Below are 22160 nucleotides of genomic sequence, written 5' to 3'. Positions count from 1 at the left end.
TCGAGAATGTGGCTATTCTGTGGCAAAACGCTCTTTTAGCCAGCGCGAACCATGTAGAGCGCCTCATCAGAATAGCCTTGCAGCTTTTCCTCGAGTGCAGGCACATCACGAATGACAAAGCCCTTTTTCTCCCAGAAGCCCTGAGACCCATTAACGGCAACAAGTGCCATGGTAACGAAACCATCACGTTCGGCCTGCGCTGCCATCAGCTCGACAACACGCGATGCCTGCCCGCCAGAACGGACTTCAGGCAGAAGTGCAATATCGTGAATGTAATACGTGCTGATGTCATTGGGCAGTTCACCCAGCACCGAATTAAGGGCGGGGACCGAATCAAGTTTCCACGGATGGCTGATACCATAACCGAGAATTTCAGTGCCGCGTGCCAGTACAAAGCAACCAGCCGGATAAATGCTGAAGCGGTCCCGGAAGACCGCCTCATCCTCGAAGAAGTCGGGATGAACGACATTGGCCACAGCCGTCACACGCGCCATATCTGGCGCTTGCATGCGTCGCCATTCTGCCTGTTCAATCCCGTCCGTCATGTTGCTCAAGCTTCCTCGATGTTGAATTCCAAAGGTCTTGCCGCCTTGATTGCCTCTTGTGCAATGAGTTCGTCAAGTGCTGCCTGTGGAATCCTGTCATCGACATAGAGCATCGCGATCGCATCGCCGCCCGGATGATTACGTCCGAGAGCGAAGTTTGCGATGTTGATATTGTGCTTGCCGCAGATCGTACCAAGCAGACCGATCATGCCCGGAATGTCGACATTCGTCACATAAAGCATGTGTGGACCGACTTCGGCATCAAGGTTGATTCCCTTGATCTGAATGAAGCGCGCCTTGCCATCAGAGAAGCAGGTTCCGGCAATCGAGCGTTCACGTTCGGTCGTCTTCACGGTCAGCTTGATATAGCCGTCGAAGATACCTGACTTGTCGCGTTTGATCTCGGAAACGATGATTCCACGTTCCTTCACCATGATCGGTGCCGAAACCATATTCACATCAGCCACCTGCGGTCGGATCAGACCTGCGAGAGCCGCACTCACCAGAGCGCGGGTGTTCATGCCAGCGGTCGAGCCGTCAAAAAGCACTTCGACTTCCTGAATAGGCTCGTCTGTTACCTGACCAACGAAGGCGCCCAGAACTTCTGCAAGCTTGACGAAGGGCTTGAGACGCGGTGCTTCTTCTGCCGTGATCGAGGGCATGTTGATGGCATTGGATACCGCCCCCTTGACGAGGTAATCCGACATCTGCTCGGCGACCTGCAAAGCCACATTTTCCTGTGCTTCTGAAGTCGAAGCGCCAAGATGCGGGGTGCAAACGACGTTTGGCAGATTGAACAGCTCGTTTTCAGTTGCCGGTTCAGTCTCGAACACGTCGATACCTGCGCCTGCCACATGCCCCGATTTCAGCGCTTCGACCAGATCTTTTTCCACGATCAGGCCGCCGCGTGCGCAATTGACGATACGAACCCCTGACTTGGTCTTTGCAAGTGCGTCTGCATTGATGATGCCACGTGTCTTGTCGGTCAGTGGTGTATGCAGCGTGATGAAATCGGCGCGTGCCAGAAGTTCATCCAGCTCCACCTTTTCCACGCCGAGTTCCTGTGCGCGCGATTCGGAGAGAAATGGATCAAACGCCACGACATGCATCTTGAGACCGATGCCGCGTGTGGCAACAACCGCGCCGATATTGCCGCAGCCGATAACACCAAGCGTTTTGCCAGTGATTTCGACGCCCATGAAGCGGTTCTTTTCCCACTTGCCGGCGCGGGTTGAAACGTCAGCTTCAGGAAGCTGACGAGCAACAGCAAACATCAGTGCAATTGCATGTTCTGCAGTGGTGATCGAATTGCCGAAAGGCGTGTTCATCACAATGATACCGCGACGCGACGCGGCCGGAATATCAACATTGTCGACGCCGATACCAGCACGTCCGACAACCTTGAGGTTGGTGGCGGCTGCGATCAGCTTTTCGGTGACTTTGGTGGCCGAACGAATCGCCAGACCATCATATTGGCCAATGACTTCAAGGAGCTTTTCCTTGTCCTTGCCAAGATCGGGCAGATAATCAACTTCAACGCCGCGATCTTTGAAAATCTGGACGGCGGTCGGCGACAATTTATCGGATACGAGAACGCGAGGTGCCATGGAAGGCCTCCTTCAAGTAATCTTTAATCGAGCATGTCCAGCAAAAGCTATGAACCGGCTTGGGTTTGGACCATGCGTCGAAACGAATGGAATGCTGATCGTGATCGCCCCAACGCGACCACGAATTCATGCACTTCCCCGGATTAAGCAGCAGCTTTCAGCGCGGCTTTCTGTAAGCCGAAAGCCCAATCAAGCCATGCTGTCAGTGCTTTGAGATCGGAAGTTTCAACCGTAGCACCAGCCCAGATGCGCAAGCCAGACGGTGCATCGCGATAGGCACCGATATCGAAGGCAACGCCCTCTTTTTCCAACGCCGAAACAATGCCCTTAGCAAAAGCCGCCTGCTGATCCGCCGAAAGTGCAGTCACTTCCGGGTCAACGATCGTCAGGCAGACAGAGGTATTGGATCGCGTTTCAGGCTTTTGCGCCAGATTCGCAATCCATGGCGTCTTTTCAACAAAAGCATCGAGAACTGCGAAGTTCGCATCGGCGCGCCCAACCAGACCGTCAAGACCGCCAACCGAGCGCGCCCAGCTCAGTGCGTCGAGATAATCTTCAACGCAAAGCATGGAAGGCGTGTTGATCGTTTCGCCGACAAAAATGCCCTCGATCAGCTTGCCGCCTGAAGTGAGGCGGAAAATCTTTGGCAGCGGCCATGCTGGCTTGTAGCTTTCCAGACGTGCAACAGCGCGTGGGGAAAGAATGAGAATGCCGTGTGCGCCCTCGCCGCCCAGCACTTTCTGCCATGAGAAAGTGACGACATCGAGCTTTGCAAAATCAAGACGCTGCGCGAAAGCAGCCGAGGTTGCATCGCAAATGGTCAGACCCTTACGATTTGCTGGAATGAAATCAGCATTTGGTACGCGAACGCCAGAAGTCGTGCCATTCCAAGTGAAAACCACATCGCGGTCGAAATCGACTTCAGCGAAATCGACCAGCTCGCCATAAGGCGCAACAAAGGTGCGCGAATCTTCGAGCTTGAGCTGCTTGATCACATCGGTGACCCAGCCCGAACCGAAGCTCTCCCATGCAACCATATCCACGCCGCGCTCACCGAGCAGCGACCACAGCGCCATTTCAACAGCACCTGTATCGGATGCAGGCACAATGCCGATGCGGTAATCAGCGGGAACGCCGAGAATTTCGCGGGTAAGGTCGATGGCTTCTTTCAGCTTGTTCTTGCCGATTTTCGCGCGGTGCGAACGGCCAAGCGGCGCATCGGCAAGCGCTTGAAGCGACCAACCAGGGCGTTTTGCACAGGGACCAGATGAAAAATTAGGGTTAGCCGGGCGAACTGCCGGCTTCGCAATCGTCGTCATTTTGTTTCCTATCCTCACAGATAGCACGCGCCTCGTTGGGGAGGCGTGGCCCGCTGATGAAAATACCGGAAAGCAAAATTTTCACAATATGGCGTGAAAGTTATTTTTGCAGAACCTGCCGAGATTGGTCCCGGCGAGTTTGGATGCCTAAAAAGCATGTCGAGCTCAAATGGATTCATTTGAGCTCCCGCGAACATGCGACAATTGAAAGAATCTAGAGCGAGCGCCATGGGTGCGATCAAGCGCGACACGCTCTAGTAGTCATTTAGATTCCGAAAACCTGTTCCCAATTTTGGGAGACATGCTCTGGGATTACTTCTTGGATGGCTCATCTTGCATGCGCGCATAATAGCTTGCGATGAGCGCACCAGAAACATTGTGCCACACACTGAAAACGGCACTCGGAACAGCCGCCAGAGGCGAAAAATGCGCGTTCGCGAGTGCCGCACCCAAACCACTGTTCTGCATGCCGACCTCGATGCTGATCGCCTTGCGTTTAGCAAGCGAAAGACCAGCAGCTCGTGCCGCGAAATAGCCCAACACCAATCCAAATCCGTTATGCAGCACGACAACCGCGAAGATCAATGCGCCGGACTGGGCAATCGCGACCTTGTTGACCGCAACCACAGCAGCGACAATCAAAACAATGCCGATGACAGACACCAGCGGCAGCATCGGAACTGCTGCCTTCACAAGACCTGGCATCAGCTTTTGCAGAATGAAGCCAAGCGCAAGCGGCACGAGGATAACCTTGAGGATGCTGACAAACATGCTCATCGCATCGACGGGAAGGTACTGACTGGCAAAAAACCAGACGAGAAACGGCGTGACAATCGGTGCAAGCAAGGTTGTGACGCTGGTGCAAGCAACACTGAGCGCAACATCGCCTTTACTGAGATAGGTCATCACATTGCTTGCAGTGCCACCCGGACAACAGCCAACAAGAATTACGCCTGCAGCAACTTCCGGTGACATCGGGATAATGCGCGTCAGCAAAACGGCAAGGAGCGGCATAATCAGGAACTGGGCAATAACACCGATAAGCACGTCAAACGGCCGTTTGGCAACTTCCGCGAAATCCTTGGTCGAAATCGTAAGGCCCATGCCAAACATGATGATGCCGAGCAACACGACGATCCACGGCGCAAACACGCTGAACGTCGATGGTAGCAGGAAACCAAGTACGGCAAAGACGATAATCCAGACGGCAAAGGAACGTCCGACAAAATCGGACAACGCGACGAGGGCTTTCATTTCTCTCCCTTCAGACTGCGCGCAGTCTAACTTTTATTTTTGAGGCGACACTAGAGCGTGTCGCGTTTGATCGCACCCATGGTGCTCGCTCTAGATTCTTTTAATTGCCGCATGTTCGCGAACGTTAAACGAACCCATTTAACTGCGACATGCTTTAATTTCATGCGGCCTTGTATGCGCAAACCGAAATTTTAAAAACGGAAAATCGTAACAAAACTAACTTATGTGCCGTTTGGACAGGATTTTCGGAAACAAAAAGAAAAAGGCCCGGTTGCCCGAGCCTTTATTTCAATCAACGCGTTACGATTAGCCGCCGAACATATAGCGAAGGCCGACACGTACATCGTGGACATTCATGCCTTTGTCGTATCCATCGCCCACACCGTATGCACCGTTAAACATCTTGCCACCATTGATATGGCGATAACGATAACCAGCATCGAGCTTGAGGTTCTGGGTCAGATCAACCGATGCACCGGCCATGAGAGCATAGGTGAAACGCCAGTTTGCATCGCCGGGCAATACGCCGTCATTCGTGGTATCAACAAGGTCGTTCCACTTCACGCGGGTGCCACCAATACCAGCACCGACATAAGGCGTCACGCCACCGAAATTGCCGAGATCAACATATGCGTTGGCCAGGAGTGACAAAGCAGACATTTGGCTTTCGTCGCGGTCGCTGGTGAACTTCGCACGCGTCATGTAGTCGAGCGTCAAATCCGTACGGAAGTAGTCGGTCACCTGATAGCCAACGCCACCGCCAAGCAGGAATGAGCCTTTCAGCTTGCCGCCATGGATCTGTGGATCGCCTTCACCGCAGGTATTGCACCCGCCTCCACCCGGCAGCGTATAACTCGCACCACGGAACTTTGCAGCCGAGTAGCCCACATCGCCACGCAGATACCAGCCACCAACAGCTGGGGGAGCGACAACCACTTCTGGTACGGGTTCAATGTAGTCGGCTGCTACACCGAGAGAACCTGAAGCCAACAAAGCTGCCGATGCGGCCAAACCAGCACACAAATTTCTAATAAGATTGTTCATTTATCTGCCCCATCGATTTGTCACGCCGCAACCGCGTCGGAACCGAGTATTCAGGGGCAGACTATTCAGGAAAAGTTAAATACAACTTAACCTTGTTTTTTAACTACGTTTATTAAGCTTCCCTAAAGTATGCGGCAGGGCGTATCCGCAACAAAAAAGCGCGGAATTGCCGCGCTTTTTTGTTCTCATGCAATCGTGCTAATCAGGCAGCGGCACTTTCCGAAGAAATGACGCTGATAATATCATTAACAACCTTTTCGACGAGAACGCGATCATCTCCTTCGGCCATCACGCGGATAAGCGGTTCGGTTCCCGATGGACGAATGACAAGACGACCCTGAGCGCCAAGACGCTCAGTGGCTTCGTCAATCGCGCTCTTGACCTTCTTGTTCTCAAGCGGCTTGCCGCCAGTGGTGCGGACGTTTTTGAGAAGCTGTGGCACCGGTTCGAACTTGCGGCATAACTCGCTCAGCGGCTTGTTTTCTTCCTGCGCGACCGCAAGAATCTGCAGAGCCGAGACCAGGCCATCGCCGGTTGTCGCGAAATCCGACAGGACGATATGCCCTGACTGCTCGCCGCCCACATTGAACCCATGCTCACGCATATGTTCAACGACGTAACGGTCACCGACTTTGGTGCGGGCAAGCGTCATATTGTGGTCATGGAGGAAGCGTTCGAGACCTAGGTTGGACATGATGGTCGCGACAATACCGCCGCCTTGCAGACGGTCAGACCGAGCCCACGATTCGGCAATCACCGCTAGAAGCTGGTCGCCATCAATCACGGTTCCATTCTCATCGACGAGCAGAACGCGATCCGCATCGCCATCAAGTGCTATGCCGACATCGGCACGAACTTCATGCACCTTCTTCATCAAACCAATCGGATGGGTTGAACCACAATCCTCATTGATGTTGATGCCGTTCGGCTCATCATTGATGGTGATGACTTCTGCACCAAGCTCCCAAAGGGCAGCAGGCGCTACCTTATAGCCGGCACCATTGGCGCAATCGACAACGACGCGCAGACCGTTGAGCGATATATTGCGAGGCAACGTGCGCTTTGCAAACTCGATATAGCGATAAATATCGCCATCGACGCGCTTTGCCTTACCCACTTCGCCATGGGTCGCAAGATGAGCCGAGAGATCACTATCGATCAGGCTTTCAATCTGCAATTCGATCTCGTCAGAAAGCTTGAAGCCGTCGGGGCCAAAAAGCTTGATGCCATTGTCAAAGAACGGATTGTGCGAGGCAGAAATCATCACGCCGATATCGGCACGCAATGAACGGCACAACATGGCAACAGCCGGTGTCGGAATTGGTCCAAGCAGAAACACATCCATGCCAGCTGCGGTGAAACCGGCCACAAGAGCATTTTCCAGCATATAGCCGGAACGACGTGTATCCTTGCCGATCACAACGCGCGAGGCTTGGCCCCTACGGCGGAAGATGTGCCCAACTGCCATACCAACTTTCATGGCAATATCAGGCGTCATCGGAAAGCTGTTGGCCTTGCCGCGAATGCCGTCGGTTCCAAAATACTTACGTGTCATATTTTTAGCCTTGCGTTGCGCCATAGAGCTATCTCGAAGCAATCAAATATCAGTCGCTGTTAAACCAGTGAGACGGCAATGGCATCCGGATTTTATTAGCCCGGCAATAGCCGACAACAGATTGTCTGCGTTATTAGCGCAAAACCACCAGTCATTGCAATTTCACCTTTCGGGGAAATAAATCGCATCAAAGCCGCATGCCTCACCATTGTGCTTATGATGCGCCGAAATCCTTAACCGAGCCTTTCTGATAAATCAGCTGCCAAAGCAGAAAAGCCGGGCTGACTGCCCGGCTTTTCCTAGGTTTAACAACGGTTACTGCGGCTGCGGATTTGGTTCGATGCCAGGCTCGCTGCCTGGTTCTTCACCCTTGCGCTTGCGCGCACTGCCAGCTTTCGGCACACCCGAACCACGCGACGGCGTATCGCTACCCTGATCGCGCGATGGCTTATTGCCAGCGATCAGTTGCTTGATTTCATCGCCGCTCAGCGTTTCATATTCAAGCAGACCTTCAGCCAGAGCAATCCAATCCTCACGCTTTTCAGTCAGAATGCGGGTTGCATCGGCATAGGCTTCGTCGATCAGGCGACGCACTTCGGCATCAATGATCTGCGCGGTTTCTTCCGAAACATTCTGCGTGCGCGAAACCGAATGGCCAAGGAAGACTTCTTCCTGATTATCGCCATAAGCCACGCGACCGAGCTTGTCGGAATAACCCCACTGAGTCACCATCGAACGAGCGAGCTTGGTGGCCTGCTGAATATCAGAGGAAGCACCAGAAGTGATGTTTTCCTTGCCGAACTTCAGCTCTTCAGCCACGCGGCCACCCATCATGATCGCCAGACGCGAAATCATCCACGTATAGGTCGCCGAATAACGATCACCCTCTGGCAACTGCATCACCATACCCAGCGCACGACCACGCGGAATGATGGTTGCCTTATGGACCGGGTCAGAACTCGGCACATTCATCGCTACGATGGCATGTCCGGCTTCGTGATAAGCCGTGTTGGCCTTTTCTTCCGGCGTCATGGCAGAGCGGCGTTCCGCACCCATCATGATCTTGTCCTTAGCGTCCTCAAACTCCTGCATGGTCACAAGGCGCTTGTTACGACGCGCTGCCATCAAAGCAGATTCGTTCACGAGGTTGGCAAGGTCTGCACCAGAGAAGCCCGGTGTGCCGCGTGCAATGATCTTGAGATCGACATTCGGTGCAAGCGGAACATTGCGCACATGCACTTTCAGGATCTGTTCGCGACCAACGATATCCGGGTTCGGAACCACGACCTGACGGTCGAAACGACCTGGACGAAGAAGCGCTGGATCAAGAACGTCGGGACGGTTTGTTGCAGCAATCAGAATGATTGATTCGTTTGCTTCAAAACCATCCATTTCGACCAGAAGCTGGTTCAGCGTCTGTTCGCGTTCGTCGTTGCCGCCACCAAGACCGGCGCCACGATGACGACCGACGGCATCGATTTCGTCGATGAAGATGATGCAAGGTGCATTCTTCTTGGCCTGTTCGAACATGTCACGGACGCGGCTTGCACCAACACCAACGAACATTTCAACAAAGTCAGAACCGGAAATCGTGAAGAACGGCACATTGGCTTCGCCAGCAACGGAGCGCGCAAGAAGCGTCTTACCGGTTCCGGGAGGGCCTACGAGCAGAACGCCGCGTGGAATTTTACCCCCCAGACGCTGGAATTTCTGCGGATCACGCAGGAATTCAACGATTTCCTCCAGATCCTGCTTGGCTTCTTCAACGCCTGCAACATCCTGAAAAGTCACGCGTCCGTGCGCTTCGGTCAGAAGTTTGGCCTTAGACTTGCCAAAGCCCATCGCGCCGCGCGAGCCACCCTGCATCTGGCGCATGAAGAAAATCCACACACCCAGAATAAGGATCATTGGAAGCCAGGAAAGGAGAATACCCAAAAGCGAGCTGGAACCGTCGCTTTCAGGACGGGCTGTGATAGCCACACCCTTTTCTTCAAGACGGGAAACCAGTCCGGTATCACCCGGCGAATAGGTTTGGAAGGTCGAGCCGTTATCGGCAAACGTACCGCTAATCCGCTCACCAGTGATCGTTACCGACTTCACGCGCCCGTTGGAAACGTCGTCGATAAACTGGGAATAGGAAACTTCACGGGAATTGGTGCGCTGGCCAGGACTCTGGAACAGGTTGAACAGCGCGATCAAGAGCAGAGCAATGATCGCCCAAAGGGCGAAGTTGCGATAGTTCGGATTCATAACGGGTCCAATCGATACCACGGCCATCCCGCGAGAACGGGACGATGTTTCGACTTAACATAGGATCGAAGGAAGGCCTTGCCAAGGCGCGAGAGCCGCCTCGTCTTCGATTCTTGTCAATCTGGTTTATAAAAATTAGGACATTCACGGCCAAACCGCTTTTCAACGGCATTTGCCAGCTCAAAATCATAGCCCGGCAGCACATGATCGAAGATTGCGAAGTGTCTTTCGATACTGATTCCTGTAGGCAATTTTTGTCCAACCATGGCCGGAAGCTGCGAAAGTTTGCCGTCTTCATATACGGCGGGGAGCATCATCAGTGCTTCCCGTTGCGTCGAATCAACCTCCAACCCGGTGTTTTTTATAAAATCAATCAGCTCCTGCCGTTCAGGAGCGCAGATATCAAATGAAAGAACACCCTCATTGGTGAACCGATAACGCCCGTCCCAAATGATCCGCTGGCCGGGTTCAAGTCGCATAACGGGAAGATTGCGCCGTTCACGTCGGAAGCGATGTGGCTGTCCCTTCTTGCCAAGTTCGATGAGCGCCCCGAAAACCGTCATGCGCCCGCTTTTTTCTTGCCCCGATAAAACTCTCTCGATGCGAGACCGCTCGGCATCACCGGGCAGAAAGCGCCGACCGCCTGCAATCGAGGCCAACAGGCCGGAAAACAGGCGCCGCAAATTTTCCGGTAACGCCGCATAGATATTGGCGTTGACCGTAATCGCGCCAAGCGGGCTCATATTTACGCAATCAGGATTAGCCAGAGCCGCAATCAGAATCGCGTTATCACGTTTGCGCGCAGCACTCGCGAGCGCAATCTGCGCGAGAATCATATCTGGATCAGCCTCAGCTGCGGAGGTCAGTCGCACACGCGGGCGTTCGTAATTGGTGTTCACATTGCTTGGGTCATCGATCCAGACGACATTTCTTTTGGTCAGTTCCTGGCGCAACTCGCTACGCGACTTCCCGAGCAGTGGCCTGATCAACTCGACAGAACTTTCCAGCCAGGACCGCGAAGCCATCGCTGCAAGCCCACGCGCTTCCGAATGAGAACTGCGTTCTTTCCGCATCAGGAATGTTTCGATCTGGTCGTCGCGTGTGTGTCCGGTAGCAATATAATCTGCACCAGCCTCTTGAGCGGCCTGCACCAGAAGTCGGTAGCGTGCAGAACGGGCAGCAGCAGCAACACCGCTTTTTGGCTTCACGTCTTCCCAAGCCAGCACTCGATGAATAACGCCATGCGCCTTGCAAAGACGTCCCACATCTTCGGCCTCTTTGGCCGATTCGTCGCGCAAACGATGATCAATGGTAACTGCAGTCAGCGACGGAGGATTATCCAGCGTCGTAAGATACTCTTTCAAAAGGAACAAAAGTGCCAGTGAATCGCTTCCGCCTGAAACGGCAGCCACAATTCCTTTAGCATTCTCAAGTCCGAAAGGTTTAAAAATTTCGATCGGGGAAAGCCCCACAAATGATCTCCGCAATCAGCATTTAATACGCGTGCGCTCATCCGTTACCCGCTTCAAAATTGCGGGCGCCGCATTCGGATAACGGTCAGGAACTTGTTTGAAAGTCGCACAAGCAACGTCATGATTGTCCATTTTTTCAAGCGTCATACCGAGCTTGAACATGTTTTCTGCTGCGCGCTTTGAATCAGGGTAATCGCGCTGCGTGTCGATGAAAACCGTTGCCGCTTCTGGAAAACGTGACTGACCATAAAGAGATTCACCAAGCCAATAGCGTGCCTCTGCAGTCGTCGGATCGGCGGGATAACGCTTGATATGCTCACGGAATCCAGTCTCCGCGGCTTTGTAATCACCTGACATCAGATACTGATAAGCAGCCTGATAAAGCGAATTCGGATTGTCGTCGGTTGGAAGAGAAGCGACAGCTTCACCAGCAGGAAGTGCTGCACCCTGTTCTGCCGGGCGTGGCTCCACATTCATGGTTTCGCCGATTACATTGCCATTGTTGTCAAAGCGAATGGAGCCGAGCTCTCTCGGCGGCTCCCCACGCTGGGGCCCACCCTGTGGGGCAGCACCTGAACCAATAGCCATGGAATCGGCGCCCGCTGAATTGTTGGCCGCCGTTTGCGAAGAAGAACCATAATTACCGTCTTGCGCAATGCTTCCAGACCCCCCGTTATCGGGGGTTCCAGTAGGAGCAGCATTTGCCAGCGATGTATTATTGCCGTCATTTGGCGTGCCACCAGCATCCGCACGATCACCATTTTCCAATACCTGGAAGCGGCGTTCGTTTTCTTCCTGCATTTTCTGCATCTGATCCTGCAGTTCAAGGACCTGGAAATTCATGGCTTCAGCACGGGCACCAAGTGTGTCTGCAATTGCTGCTGGGTTCGCCATGCCCTGCGTGCAAAGATCGCTACCGGGTGGAGGTGTTACCGGCGCATTCTGGCCCGCACTTGCTTGTGCTGCGGCTCCGCCACCCTTTTTCTTTTCCAGCTCTTCGAAGCGGAATTCATTGTCGTCCTGCGTCTTCTGCAACTGCTCGTTCGTGAACGCTATCTGTGCGTCGACATCCTCCACCTTACCGGTGAGATTGCGGATCAACTCCTGTTGCAAGCCCGGACTCTGAGATCCGCCCTGCCCGCCCGCGCCGCCGCTATCGCGCATGGCATCGTCAAGTATCGCAGTGGAACCGATACTGACATGGTTCTGCGCGCCACCCCGACCCTTTTCCAATGCCTGAAAACGGGTTTCGTTGTCGCGCTGGATTTTCAGCATCTTATCGCGAAGCTGCAGGATACGGGCATAGGACTGCGCATTCTGATGCGCGAGATTACAGACCTGCTGCGAAAACTGACCGCCGCCGGCATCACCCGCCTGCGCCAGCTGGATAACCCCTTGCTGCGAAGAAACAGATGCTGCCAGAACCGGAGCACTTGCCAAAAGCGGCAGCATGGCAATTGCCAGTGTCACTTTTCTCATTGGTTTCCTCATTCCCTTTTGCCCCTATCGCTCATGTGCCCTAAAATCTTGAACCGCAATAATCATGGCCATGTACAGGATGATCAGGCATCGTGCCTGAATATTATCTGAACACCCAATTTCTCACGGCTCTTCTCAGCTTTTAGAGAAAATCCATAAAAAGCAAAGATGCTTTCCCTATGACACTGGTGACTTCGGCCAAAATTTGTCGAAAGCACCAATAGTCGGGCTCTAAATCAAAAAAAGCGGCCCAAAGGCCGCTTTTTCCGGATTAGGTTCATGCTACTTGCTAAAACTTAGCTGCCAGCACCGTTGAGAACGGTAACGGCACGGCGGTTCTGAGACCAGCACGAATTATTATCACAAACAGCGATTGGACGCTCGTTACCGTAGGAAACGGTGCGCATGCGGCTGGTTGGAACACCACGAGCTGAGAGGAAGTCGCGGGTTGCAGCTGCACGACGCTGGCCGAGCGCAAGGTTGTACTCACGTGTACCGCGTTCGTCAGCATGGCCTTCGACGGTGATCGAGTACTGCGGATAGCGCTGCAGCCACTGAGCCTGCTTCGACAGCGTCTGCTGTGCATCGGCGCGGATCAGCGAGGAATCGAGATCGAACAGAATACGGTCGCCGACATTCACGGTGAAGTCCTGCGACGAGCCGGGCGTTGCAGCGCCACCAGCCAAGCCAAGATCACCGGCATTGTTCGGAAGATTCTTCTTGGACGCACAACCGGCAACGGCAAGCGTCATGAAAAGGGCAATAGCGATAGGGCTACGTGCAATCGACTGGAAACGGCGCATGGGCCGGAGCTCCTTAAGATTTGATGTTCCTGCGTAACCGACCAATAATCATATTTAGGTTAAGGCAGGCTCAAGAAGTATGGTTAACAATTTCTTTCGGCCAAATGCAAACCGGTTTTTTCCGGCAGCAATTCTGTTTTTAGCCAGTGATGGCTAAATGCGGCAGAAACACGGCTCGACGACCTGGATTATGGCAAATTGCCATAAAAAAAGGCGCGAAACCTGCATTCCGCGCCTTTAAACTTCTTAAAATCACCGTACAGACTAGAGCGCCGTGCGCCCTCTTGGGCGCACAAAGGTCGCTCTAACACTCTATATTTACAGCATAATTTTACCTTAAACTGATTCAAGTTTAAGGAATTATGCTGTAGAGCGTGTCGCGCTTAATCGCACCCATGGCGCTCGCTCTAGATTCTTTTAACTGTCGCATGTTTGCGGGAGCTCAAAGGAATCCATTTGAGCGCGACATGCTTTAGTCGAGCAGCGGCGACCAGGCCGGGTCGGAACCGAAATTCGGCGTCTGTATCTGGCGTTCGTTGCGGCCCGTCAGATCAATCGTAAACAGCCTTGGGCCACCGGCACCTGCTGCCTTGCGGAAGAACATCAGGACGCGACCATTCGGAGCCCAGGTCGGGCCTTCATTGTGAAAGCCTGAGGTCAACAGACGCTCGCCCGTACCATCGGTCTTCATGACGCCAATGGAGAACTGTCCCTGAGACTGTTTTGTGAAGGCGATCAAATCACCGCGTGGCGACCATACTGGAGTGGAGTAGCTACCGTCACCAGCAGATATACGACGCGGATTGGAACCATCGGCACCCATCACATAGAGCTGTGGGCGTCCACCACGGTCAGATGAAAATACGATCTGCGAACCGTCTGGCGAATAGGATGCACTCGTATCAATCGCCTGACTATTGGTGAGGCGCGTTGTGGTGCGATTACGCAAGTCCATCGTGTAGACGTTCGCGCTGCCGTCATCCTGAAGAAGGCTCATCACAACCTTCTGGCCGTCTGGCGAGAAGCGTGGCGCAATCGTCATGCCTGGGAAATTGCCAACAAGCTCACGCTGGCCGGTTTCGAGCTGCAGCAGGTACACCTTCGGCGAACCGCCTTCGAACGACATATAGGTTACTTCCTGACGATTTGGCGAGAAACGCGGCGTCAGTGAAATGGCGCGACCATCTGAAAGGTACCGAACATTCGCGCCGTCCTGATCCATAATAGCCAAGCGCTTCACACGCTTCTGTGCCGGACCCGATTCATCGACGAAAACAACGCGGGTGTCAAAATAGCCTTTTTCACCGGTCAGGCGTTCATAGATCGCATCTGCGATGATGTGAGCAACACGACGCCAGTTATCCGGTGTTGTGAAGAACTGCTGACCGATCAGCTGCTGGCCACCAAACGTATCCCAGAGACGAAATTCAGCCTTGAGCCTGCCATCCGGCTGCTTTGTAATACGGCCCGTGACCAGTGCCTGCGCATTGATGACTTTCCAATCTTCAAAACGCGGTGTTGCGTCCGGGTTGGAAATCTTTTCAATGAATGCATTCTTGTTGATCGGTGCGAAAAGGCCCGAACGCTCAAGATCTGCCGCAATGACCGAGGTGATATTCGCTCCGAGCTGATCGCCCGAAAGGAAATCGGTGATCGCTACCGGTAATGGCTCTACCACACCCTTGTTGATGTTGATTTCCACCACCGCACGAGCAGGCATGGTAGCAACAAGGCTTGCAGCAATCATACAGGCGAAAGCCGAAAAAACTGTCCGGATCTTTGTTTTCATGATGCCGATCTTCATGTCTTCAGGGACCTCTTTTGTCCTTAGAGTGCCGTGCGCCCTCTTGGGCGCACAAAGGTCGCTCTAACAGTTTAGATTTGCTGCACAATTCCTAGGGAACTATGCAGAGACCTTATTGAGGGGCCTTAGTGGCGGGCCTCATTCAGGCATTCGTTAGGAGTGACCAGCCAAGCTGATCAGAACATTTCGCTCGGGTCGAAGTTGACGATCACTTCCGACCAGTTGTCATATTTGTCTGCAGGCAGATTGTATGGTGCGCAACGAGCCACAGCGCGCTTGGCGCTTTCAGCTGCGGCACGACCCACACCATCTCCACCACCACCAGATGTCACCTCGGGGGAACCCTGGATAGAACCATCCTGATTGAGACGCATCTTCACCGTCACGACAAGTCCTGGTGCATCTGCCACACCGGCAGGAACGTTCCAGCACTTGGAAATCGCGCCACGAAGGGCATCCATTTCATTCTGGCTCAGCTTCGAGCCGCCCGTATTCTTCTTGCCGCCCAGCGATGCCTGATCGGTCGAACGCTTTGCACCACCACCGGATGCCTTCTGCTTGTTAAGCAGGGCGGCGACCTCATCAGCAATGGCGTCATTCTTCGACTGCGATGTCTGAGAAGCAGTTTGGGACTTCTTCTGATCTTCCGTTGGCTTGCGGTCTGGTGTCTTAGCCGTTTGCGCCTGCGGCGGTTTTGGCTTTGCCTGTGGTGCAGGAACATTGTCCGGCAGTTTCGGCGCGGTCTGATCTGGCGTTTCAGCCTGTTTTTCGATCGCTTCAGCAACCGGATCAGGTTTCACTTCCTGTTTTTCTTCCGGTTTGGTCTGAACTTCCGTCGCGGGCACCGGCGTCGGCTTTTCCTGCGGCGTAGGTTCTGGCTTAGGATCGGGCTTCGGTTCCGGCTTCTTCACCGGCTCCGGCTGCGCTTTTGGCTCCTCAGCCGCTTCAATCGGCTTGGCCTTATTTTCAGGCCGTGGTGGCGTTTGGCTATCGACTTCCTGATCGCCAAAATTCTGAGCTTCAGGAACAGTCTGCGGCTTTTTCGTCGGAACAGGAGCCGACTTTTCCTTCATCGGTGCGGTCTTATCGCCCTGCTGAATCTGGGTAATCGATTCGATCGGCACGATGTCGACCGGAAACGACTCCGAATCCTGCACGTCGAATGCCTTCGGCGAGGAGAAGGAGAAGAGCCCCAACGCGATAACGACGGTATGGAGCGCTACAGAAGATGTCAGGCCAGCCTTCATGATGGCGTCAGCTATCCTGCTCCTGGAGTGTCACAAGGCCGATATTCTTGAAACCGGCGGCGGAAATGCGAGCCATGACCTTCATGACAGTGCCGTAATCGGCAGACTTGTCACCGCGCACGAAAATGCGCTCTTCGTAACCGGTCTTGGCAATCGCCTGAAGTTTGGCAACAACTTCATCAAGCGGAATTTCAGTTTCCTGCAGATAAATCTGGCCTTCGCTGTTCACCGATACGGTGATCGGCTGTGTGTCAGCATTCATGGCTTTCGCCTGCGTATCTGGCAGATCAATAGGCACACCGACCGTCAAAAGCGGGGCAGAAACCATGAAGATGATAAGCAGCACCAGCATCACGTCCACGAATGGCGTAACGTTGATTTCACTCATCAATGCCTTCTTGCGGCCACGCCTGCGGCGACCACCCGACTGCATTCCCTGATTTCCAACTGACATGCCCATTTCAATATTCCCGAAGGCTCGTTTTAGCTTTGATGCTGGAACGCTCTATTTTTTGCTTTCACGCATGTCGCGGAAAACCGGTTCCCACTTTTCCGCGACATGCTTTAGCTGCGCGGCGTCAGCTTCTCATCAATTTGGCGCGACAGTATGGCAGAGAACTCATCCGCAAAACCTTCGAGCCGGCCATTGACCTTACCCGCATCGCTCGAAAGCTTGTTGTAGGCGATAACTGCTGGAATAGCGGCAAGCAGACCAATAGCTGTTGCGAGCAGCGCTTCGGCGATGCCCGGTGCCACCACCGCGAGATTGGTGTTCTTCGATGCAGCAATTGCCTGGAACGACGTCATAATACCAACAACCGTACCGAACAGGCCGATAAACGGAGCAGCAGAACCGATTGTAGCAAGAAAGCCTAGTCGCGATTCCAGCTTGTCGCTTTCTCGCGCCAGAGCCACATCCATTGCCTTGTCGATACGCATCTGAAGTGCAATCGGAGAACGTGCGCCCTTCTCAAACGACTTTTTCCACTCGCGCATGGCAGCCATGAAGATGGAGGCCATACCAGTCGTTCGGCGATCATTGAGATTGCGGTAAAGTTCTTCCAGTGACTGCCCGGACCAGAACGCCTGTTCAAAGCGATCAATCGCGCGACGCGCGCGTCCGTAAGCAACAATTTTGTCCACGATGATAGCCCAAGTCCAGACCGAGGCGACCACGAGACCAAGCATAACCAGCTTAACGACCCAGCCCGCCTGCATGAACAGGCCCCAGAGGGTAATATCGGCGGCAGGGGCCGCGAGCGCAACATTTTCCATCGATCTACCGTCCTCGAATCCAAACGCCCGGCCTCTTGACCGGGCGGCATCGCAAATTATTCAAGAAACATCCGCTTCCGAACGTCTCAACCTGCGCAGCTTTATCATTAGAGCGCCGTGCGTCCCTTGGGATGCACAAAGGACGCTCTAACAACTCAAGTTTATGCATAATTCCCTGAATTGAATTCATTCAAGGAATTATGCGGGAGCTATTTGCACACCCTGACGGATATGCTGACGCTCTACGCCACAACCGCCATTCCGGATTTCAACTTTAAATCCTCAAAGCGCTTGTTACGGTTAATTTTGGTGAAAGGAAGGCGCTGCGCTTCAACCCGGCCCTTCAACCGATTCCGTCATCATCATTAATGGAATATTATGGTTAAAGATGCGTTAGCATTTGCTGAGAAGGCGAGCTTGCCCGTTAATTATTGCAGGGCAACTCAAAAAATCAGTCGGCCTTCGTGAAAGCTTCGCGCCATTCATCCGGAATACGGCGGGGATGGCCCTGTTTGGTAATCATGACCGCTTCAACCTTGGCCTCCGACAGCAGCCGATCCCCACAAGTGATCTTCTGCGCCATGATTACGCGCGCGCCGCGAATCTCGCTCACCCGTGTTTCGACCAGGATGAGATCATCCATTTTTGCGGGCGATTTATAGTCGATTTCCATACGACGAACGACCCAGACCATTTCTTCACCAAGCGTGCCTTCAGCAAGCTCGATATGGTGGACATCCTGCAAGCGCAGAAAATCGGTGCGGCCACGCTCGTAAAATTCGAGATAACGACCGTGATAGACGAAGCCGGAAAAATCCGTATCAGCATAATAGATGCGCGCATAAAGATAATGGGCACCATCCCTCAACTCACCCGAAACAGATTGCGCTGCGGCTTGATCGATTTTATCCGTCATTCGTCTTCCATAAAAAGGCCGAACTGCGACTGCTGGACCACCTCGGCAGGTGCTGCCAGCCCCATATGTTGCCACGCGAGCGCAGTTAGAACACGTCCGCGCGGCGTGCGCTGCAGAAAGCCCTGCTGGATCATATAGGGTTCGATAATGTCTTCTATAGCATCACGCGGCTCAGACAAGCCGGCCGCAATGGTTTCAATCCCGACTGGGCCACCACCAAAATTACGGGCGATCATATCCAGATAACGCCGGTCAAGCTGGTCAAAACCGCGATTATCCACTTCAAGCCGTGACAGAGCTTCGTCGGCAATCTTGCGATCTATGACATCAGCACCCGCGACCAGCGCAAAATCGCGCACACGTCGCAACAGACGGCCCGCAATACGCGGTGTCCCCCGCGAGCGGCGCGCTACTTCCAGAGCACCATCCGGCGAAATACCCATCTGCATAATGCGAGCACCACGGCGCACAATATATTCGAGCTCTTCAACCGTATAGAAATTGAGCCTTACCGGAATACCGAAACGATCACGCAAAGGCGTGGTCAGAAGACCAAGCCGCGTCGTTGCTGCGACCAGCGTAAACTTCGCCAGATCGATCTTGACCGAACGTGCTGCTGGGCCTTCCCCGATAATGAGGTCGAGCTGGAAATCTTCCATCGCCGGATAGAGGATTTCCTCAACGGCCGGGCTCAGTCGATGAATTTCATCAATAAAGAGTACATCGCGATCTTCAAGATTGGTCAGAAGGGCGGCCAGATCACCGGCCTTCGCAATCACCGGACCAGACGTTGAGCGGAAATTAACGCCAAGTTCCTTGGCCATGATTTGCGCGAGCGTCGTCTTGCCAAGTCCCGGAGGCCCTACAAAGAGCACATGATCGAGTGCTTCACCGCGAACCTTGGCAGCTTCGATGAACACTTTGAGATTGGCGCGCGCTGCCGCCTGCCCAACAAAATCGTTAAGCGTTTGTGGGCGCAAGGTGCTGTCGGCGTCTTCGCCACGCAAGTCAGCATCGATAAGAGGATTACGGTCGCTCATGGCTCCCTCCTCGCATGATCGCTGAAATCAGGCAAGTATCTCACCGCGACAGCTCCTTCAGGCCGAGGCGAATAAGCTTGGCCGAATCGGCATCATCACCGGCTTCCCTCAAAGCCGCAGCTACGGCATTCGCTGCCTGATCGCGCGAATAACCCAAATTGGAAAGTGCTGAAACCGCATCTGTTACGGGAGCAGAGGCTGCACCTGCGCCCAGCTCCTGCTTAAGACCGATAGTCCCGCTTGCATCACCCGCAAAGGCAGGTGCCTTGTTCTTCAATTCAGTAACAATTCGCTCGGCCACCTTCTTGCCGACGCCCGGCGCACGCGAAACCATCGCGAGATCACGCAGTGCAATGGCATTGGCAAGCTCAGGTGGCGTCAATGTTCCAAGCACGGCAAGCGCCACCTTGGCACCCACGCCCTGCACATTCTGCAACAGACGAAACCATTCGCGTTCAAGCTGTGATCCGAAGCCATAGAGGCGGATCATGTCTTCGCGCACATAGGTCTCGATAAACAGAATAGCCGCCTCGCCTGCCCCACCCAGATTACCGAGCGTGCGGGCGGAACAAAAGGCAACATAGCCGACGCCATGCACGTCAATAACAGCATGATCCTCAGCGATTTCATCGATCACGCCCTTAAGCTTGCCGATCATATCAGTGCTACCCCGCTAAAAGCGCATCCCGAAAAGTGTAAAACGGTTTTCAGGACCAAATGCGCGTTAACTCAAAAGCGCCTGCATCCTGCGTGCGCTGACAATACTTTGCCGATGATGTGCGTGACAAATTGCGATGGCGAGCGCATCGGCAGCATCGCTGGTATCGAATGTTGCACGCGGCATCAAAACCTTCACCATCATATGAATCTGCTGCTTTTCGCCATGGCCAACGCCAATCACCGCCTTCTTGACAGCATTTGGCGCATATTCCGCAACCGGAAGTCCCGCCTGTGCCGGTGCCAATAGCGCAATGCCGCGCGCTTGCCCGAGCTTCAGCGTGGCCGTCGCATCCTTGTTGACGAATGTATGCTCAACCGCTGCTTCATGGGGCATGAATTCATGCAGGACTTTGGAAAGGCCCTCATGCAGCTGACAAAGCCGCGAAGCCAGATCCATTTCAGCATTCGAGGTTACCGTACCGGAAGCGATGAAATGCAGGGAATTTCCAAGCGATTCGACAACGCCCCAACCGGTGCGGCGGAGCCCTGGATCAATACCAATGATGCGAATCGTTTCTTTCATAAGTGAACCCTATCCTCAGACAGGTTCACTTGACAGCACAAAAGTGAACAAAAGAGAAACATACACATCTGCTGATGCAGGAAAACTGGGTAGATTTTGGCTGTGATCCGCCGAAAATGCCGTTCTTTGAGAACCGGAGCGGAGTGTACTAAAAGGTACATGAGCACCGGAAGCGCAAAAGAGCGTCATTTGCAGGCCATCACAGCCGAAATATCAGCAGTTTTTAAGAGGCGCCGAAAGCCGTCTTAAGCAACACGATCTGATCCGAAACCGGATTACCGCGTGGAGCACTTTGCAGTGAAACGACTTCACCATAAACATTACGATCCATGCGACGGACGCGTGCCTGAAGGCGGATCGAGCGTTCGATGAGTTCAATGAATGCGAATGGCAGTTCATTCCAGCCGGTCGCCACTTCACCAGCCGAAGGCGTATCAAGACGAACTTTCGCCTTCTCGGCCTCGACCTGCTGGCGAGACATTTCACCATTGCGAGCGGCGCGCTGCAACAGAAGCCAGGACGCCACCTGCATGAGACGGGTGGTCAGGCGCATCGATTCGGCAGCATAAAGCGTTGCGGCAACGCGCGAGAGATTACGCGCTTCTTCGCGGCCCTCACCGTCGAGATAGCTTGCGGCTTCCTCGACCATATCCATGCCTTCACTGTAAATCGGCTTGAAGGAATCCGAGAACACCATGCGTTCAGCAAGGCTGATCATGTTACCCGGCATCTGTCCCTGTTCGCTAATCACTGCTCTGCCACCTTACATGACCGCACAACGGGCGATCATTCTGTTGCTCGCATTCTCGTCAAATGAATGCGAATGAAATTATTGAACCGCTGTTCGACCATGGGGAGAGCTGGGACGGAACAGCTGCGTTAGACAAGTCCACGACAAACTGCACCTTCATGCACGGTCGCGCAAGTTTATGTTTAACGTTCGGTTAATATTTTTCGGCAGATTTAAACAAAGCGTGAAAAGTTTGGACGCCAGACAGTCCCGGATGCACTTGATTCTATGAAGCGCATAAAAAAAGAGCCGCAAAGGCGGCTCTCAGGAGTTTAACAGGGAGGCGTCAAACAGAGTGGCTAAACCACTCGGTAAGAATCCAGCCGAACTGGATGTAAACCATTTAACGCCGTTAAGATTAATGAAGGGTTAATTTTAGGGTCTGACGCATTTTTGAAGACGATTTCTTTCACATTGCGCCGATCAACCGTGCCTGAAGAAGATCCAGCTTGGCACGCCCATACATTTGCCTTTTAACGAGCTTCAGCTTGTTGATCTGCCCTTCGACCTGGCCGTT

At 53.6% G+C, this 22160-nt stretch carries 19 protein-coding genes; all 19 read right to left on the bottom strand.

Annotated features, from left to right (window positions below; genetic code table 11):
- Positions 1-35: 35 nt before the first annotated feature.
- Positions 36-545 (bottom strand): GNAT family N-acetyltransferase, encoded by a 510-nt coding sequence (locus OIV19_RS18580; RefSeq protein WP_095447314.1) that lies wholly within the window; start codon positions 543-545, stop codon positions 36-38.
- A 5-nt stretch (positions 546-550) separates the two neighbouring features.
- Positions 551-2152 carry a phosphoglycerate dehydrogenase gene (serA, locus tag OIV19_RS18575; RefSeq protein WP_095447315.1) on the bottom strand — a complete coding sequence of 534 codons (1602 nt, stop codon included), beginning with the start codon at positions 2150-2152 and terminating at the stop codon, positions 551-553.
- A gap of 143 nt (positions 2153-2295) precedes the next feature.
- Positions 2296-3471, bottom strand: coding sequence for a phosphoserine transaminase (locus OIV19_RS18570; RefSeq protein ID WP_264232792.1), 1176 nt, complete (start codon positions 3469-3471; stop codon positions 2296-2298).
- 312 nt (positions 3472-3783) lie between these two features.
- On the bottom strand, positions 3784-4725 hold the full coding sequence (locus OIV19_RS18565; protein WP_095447317.1) for a bile acid:sodium symporter family protein: 942 nt from the start codon (positions 4723-4725) through the stop codon (positions 3784-3786).
- A 306-nt stretch (positions 4726-5031) separates the two neighbouring features.
- Positions 5032-5769 carry an outer membrane protein gene (locus OIV19_RS18560; RefSeq protein WP_095447318.1) on the bottom strand — a complete coding sequence of 246 codons (738 nt, stop codon included), beginning with the start codon at positions 5767-5769 and terminating at the stop codon, positions 5032-5034.
- A 202-nt stretch (positions 5770-5971) separates the two neighbouring features.
- Positions 5972-7324: a phosphoglucosamine mutase gene (gene glmM, locus OIV19_RS18555; RefSeq protein WP_191793448.1), complete on the bottom strand. Its 1353-nt coding sequence runs from the start codon at positions 7322-7324 to the stop codon at positions 5972-5974.
- Positions 7325-7639: 315 nt separating this feature from the next.
- Positions 7640-9574 (bottom strand): ATP-dependent zinc metalloprotease FtsH, encoded by a 1935-nt coding sequence (ftsH, locus tag OIV19_RS18550; protein WP_095447320.1) that lies wholly within the window; start codon positions 9572-9574, stop codon positions 7640-7642.
- Positions 9575-9690: 116 nt separating this feature from the next.
- Entirely contained in the window at positions 9691-11046 is a 1356-nt protein-coding gene (gene tilS / locus OIV19_RS18545) for a tRNA lysidine(34) synthetase TilS (protein ID WP_264232788.1), read from the bottom strand.
- Between the two features lie 15 nt (positions 11047-11061).
- Positions 11062-12537, bottom strand: coding sequence for a tol-pal system protein YbgF (ybgF, locus tag OIV19_RS18540; protein WP_264232786.1), 1476 nt, complete (start codon positions 12535-12537; stop codon positions 11062-11064).
- Between the two features lie 284 nt (positions 12538-12821).
- On the bottom strand, positions 12822-13328 hold the full coding sequence (gene pal, locus OIV19_RS18535; protein WP_094578174.1) for a peptidoglycan-associated lipoprotein Pal: 507 nt from the start codon (positions 13326-13328) through the stop codon (positions 12822-12824).
- A gap of 472 nt (positions 13329-13800) precedes the next feature.
- Positions 13801-15132: a Tol-Pal system beta propeller repeat protein TolB gene (gene tolB / locus OIV19_RS18530; protein WP_095447323.1), complete on the bottom strand. Its 1332-nt coding sequence runs from the start codon at positions 15130-15132 to the stop codon at positions 13801-13803.
- A 176-nt stretch (positions 15133-15308) separates the two neighbouring features.
- The gene (gene tolA / locus OIV19_RS18525; protein WP_095447324.1) at positions 15309-16379 is read right to left on the bottom strand and encodes a cell envelope integrity protein TolA; all 1071 of its coding nucleotides are present in this window, start codon (positions 16377-16379) and stop codon (positions 15309-15311) included.
- A 7-nt stretch (positions 16380-16386) separates the two neighbouring features.
- A complete protein-coding gene (gene tolR, locus OIV19_RS18520; protein ID WP_024895713.1) occupies positions 16387-16839 on the bottom strand; it encodes a protein TolR in 453 nt (150 codons plus the stop codon).
- Between the two features lie 104 nt (positions 16840-16943).
- A complete protein-coding gene (gene tolQ, locus OIV19_RS18515) occupies positions 16944-17654 on the bottom strand; it encodes a protein TolQ (RefSeq protein WP_024895714.1) in 711 nt (236 codons plus the stop codon).
- 451 nt (positions 17655-18105) lie between these two features.
- Positions 18106-18570 carry a YbgC/FadM family acyl-CoA thioesterase gene (locus OIV19_RS18510; protein WP_264232781.1) on the bottom strand — a complete coding sequence of 155 codons (465 nt, stop codon included), beginning with the start codon at positions 18568-18570 and terminating at the stop codon, positions 18106-18108.
- Complete coding sequence (ruvB, locus tag OIV19_RS18505; RefSeq protein ID WP_095447326.1) at positions 18567-19610, bottom strand: Holliday junction branch migration DNA helicase RuvB; 1044 nt, start codon at positions 19608-19610, stop codon at positions 18567-18569. Before ruvB ends, OIV19_RS18510 begins: the two co-directional genes overlap by 4 nt.
- Positions 19611-19650: 40 nt before the next feature.
- Positions 19651-20268, bottom strand: coding sequence for a Holliday junction branch migration protein RuvA (ruvA, locus tag OIV19_RS18500; protein ID WP_095447327.1), 618 nt, complete (start codon positions 20266-20268; stop codon positions 19651-19653).
- Between the two features lie 66 nt (positions 20269-20334).
- On the bottom strand, positions 20335-20853 hold the full coding sequence (gene ruvC / locus OIV19_RS18495) for a crossover junction endodeoxyribonuclease RuvC (protein ID WP_095447328.1): 519 nt from the start codon (positions 20851-20853) through the stop codon (positions 20335-20337).
- Between the two features lie 223 nt (positions 20854-21076).
- Positions 21077-21583, bottom strand: coding sequence for a protease adaptor protein RcdA (gene rcdA / locus OIV19_RS18490; RefSeq protein WP_095447972.1), 507 nt, complete (start codon positions 21581-21583; stop codon positions 21077-21079).
- Between the last annotated feature and the right edge of the window lie 577 nt (positions 21584-22160).

It is taken from the genome of Brucella sp. HL-2, from assembly GCF_025846885.2.
Taxonomy (GTDB): Bacteria; Pseudomonadota; Alphaproteobacteria; order Rhizobiales; family Rhizobiaceae; genus Brucella; species Brucella quorumnocens.
This window is presented reverse-complemented; position numbering and strand designations above follow the sequence as displayed.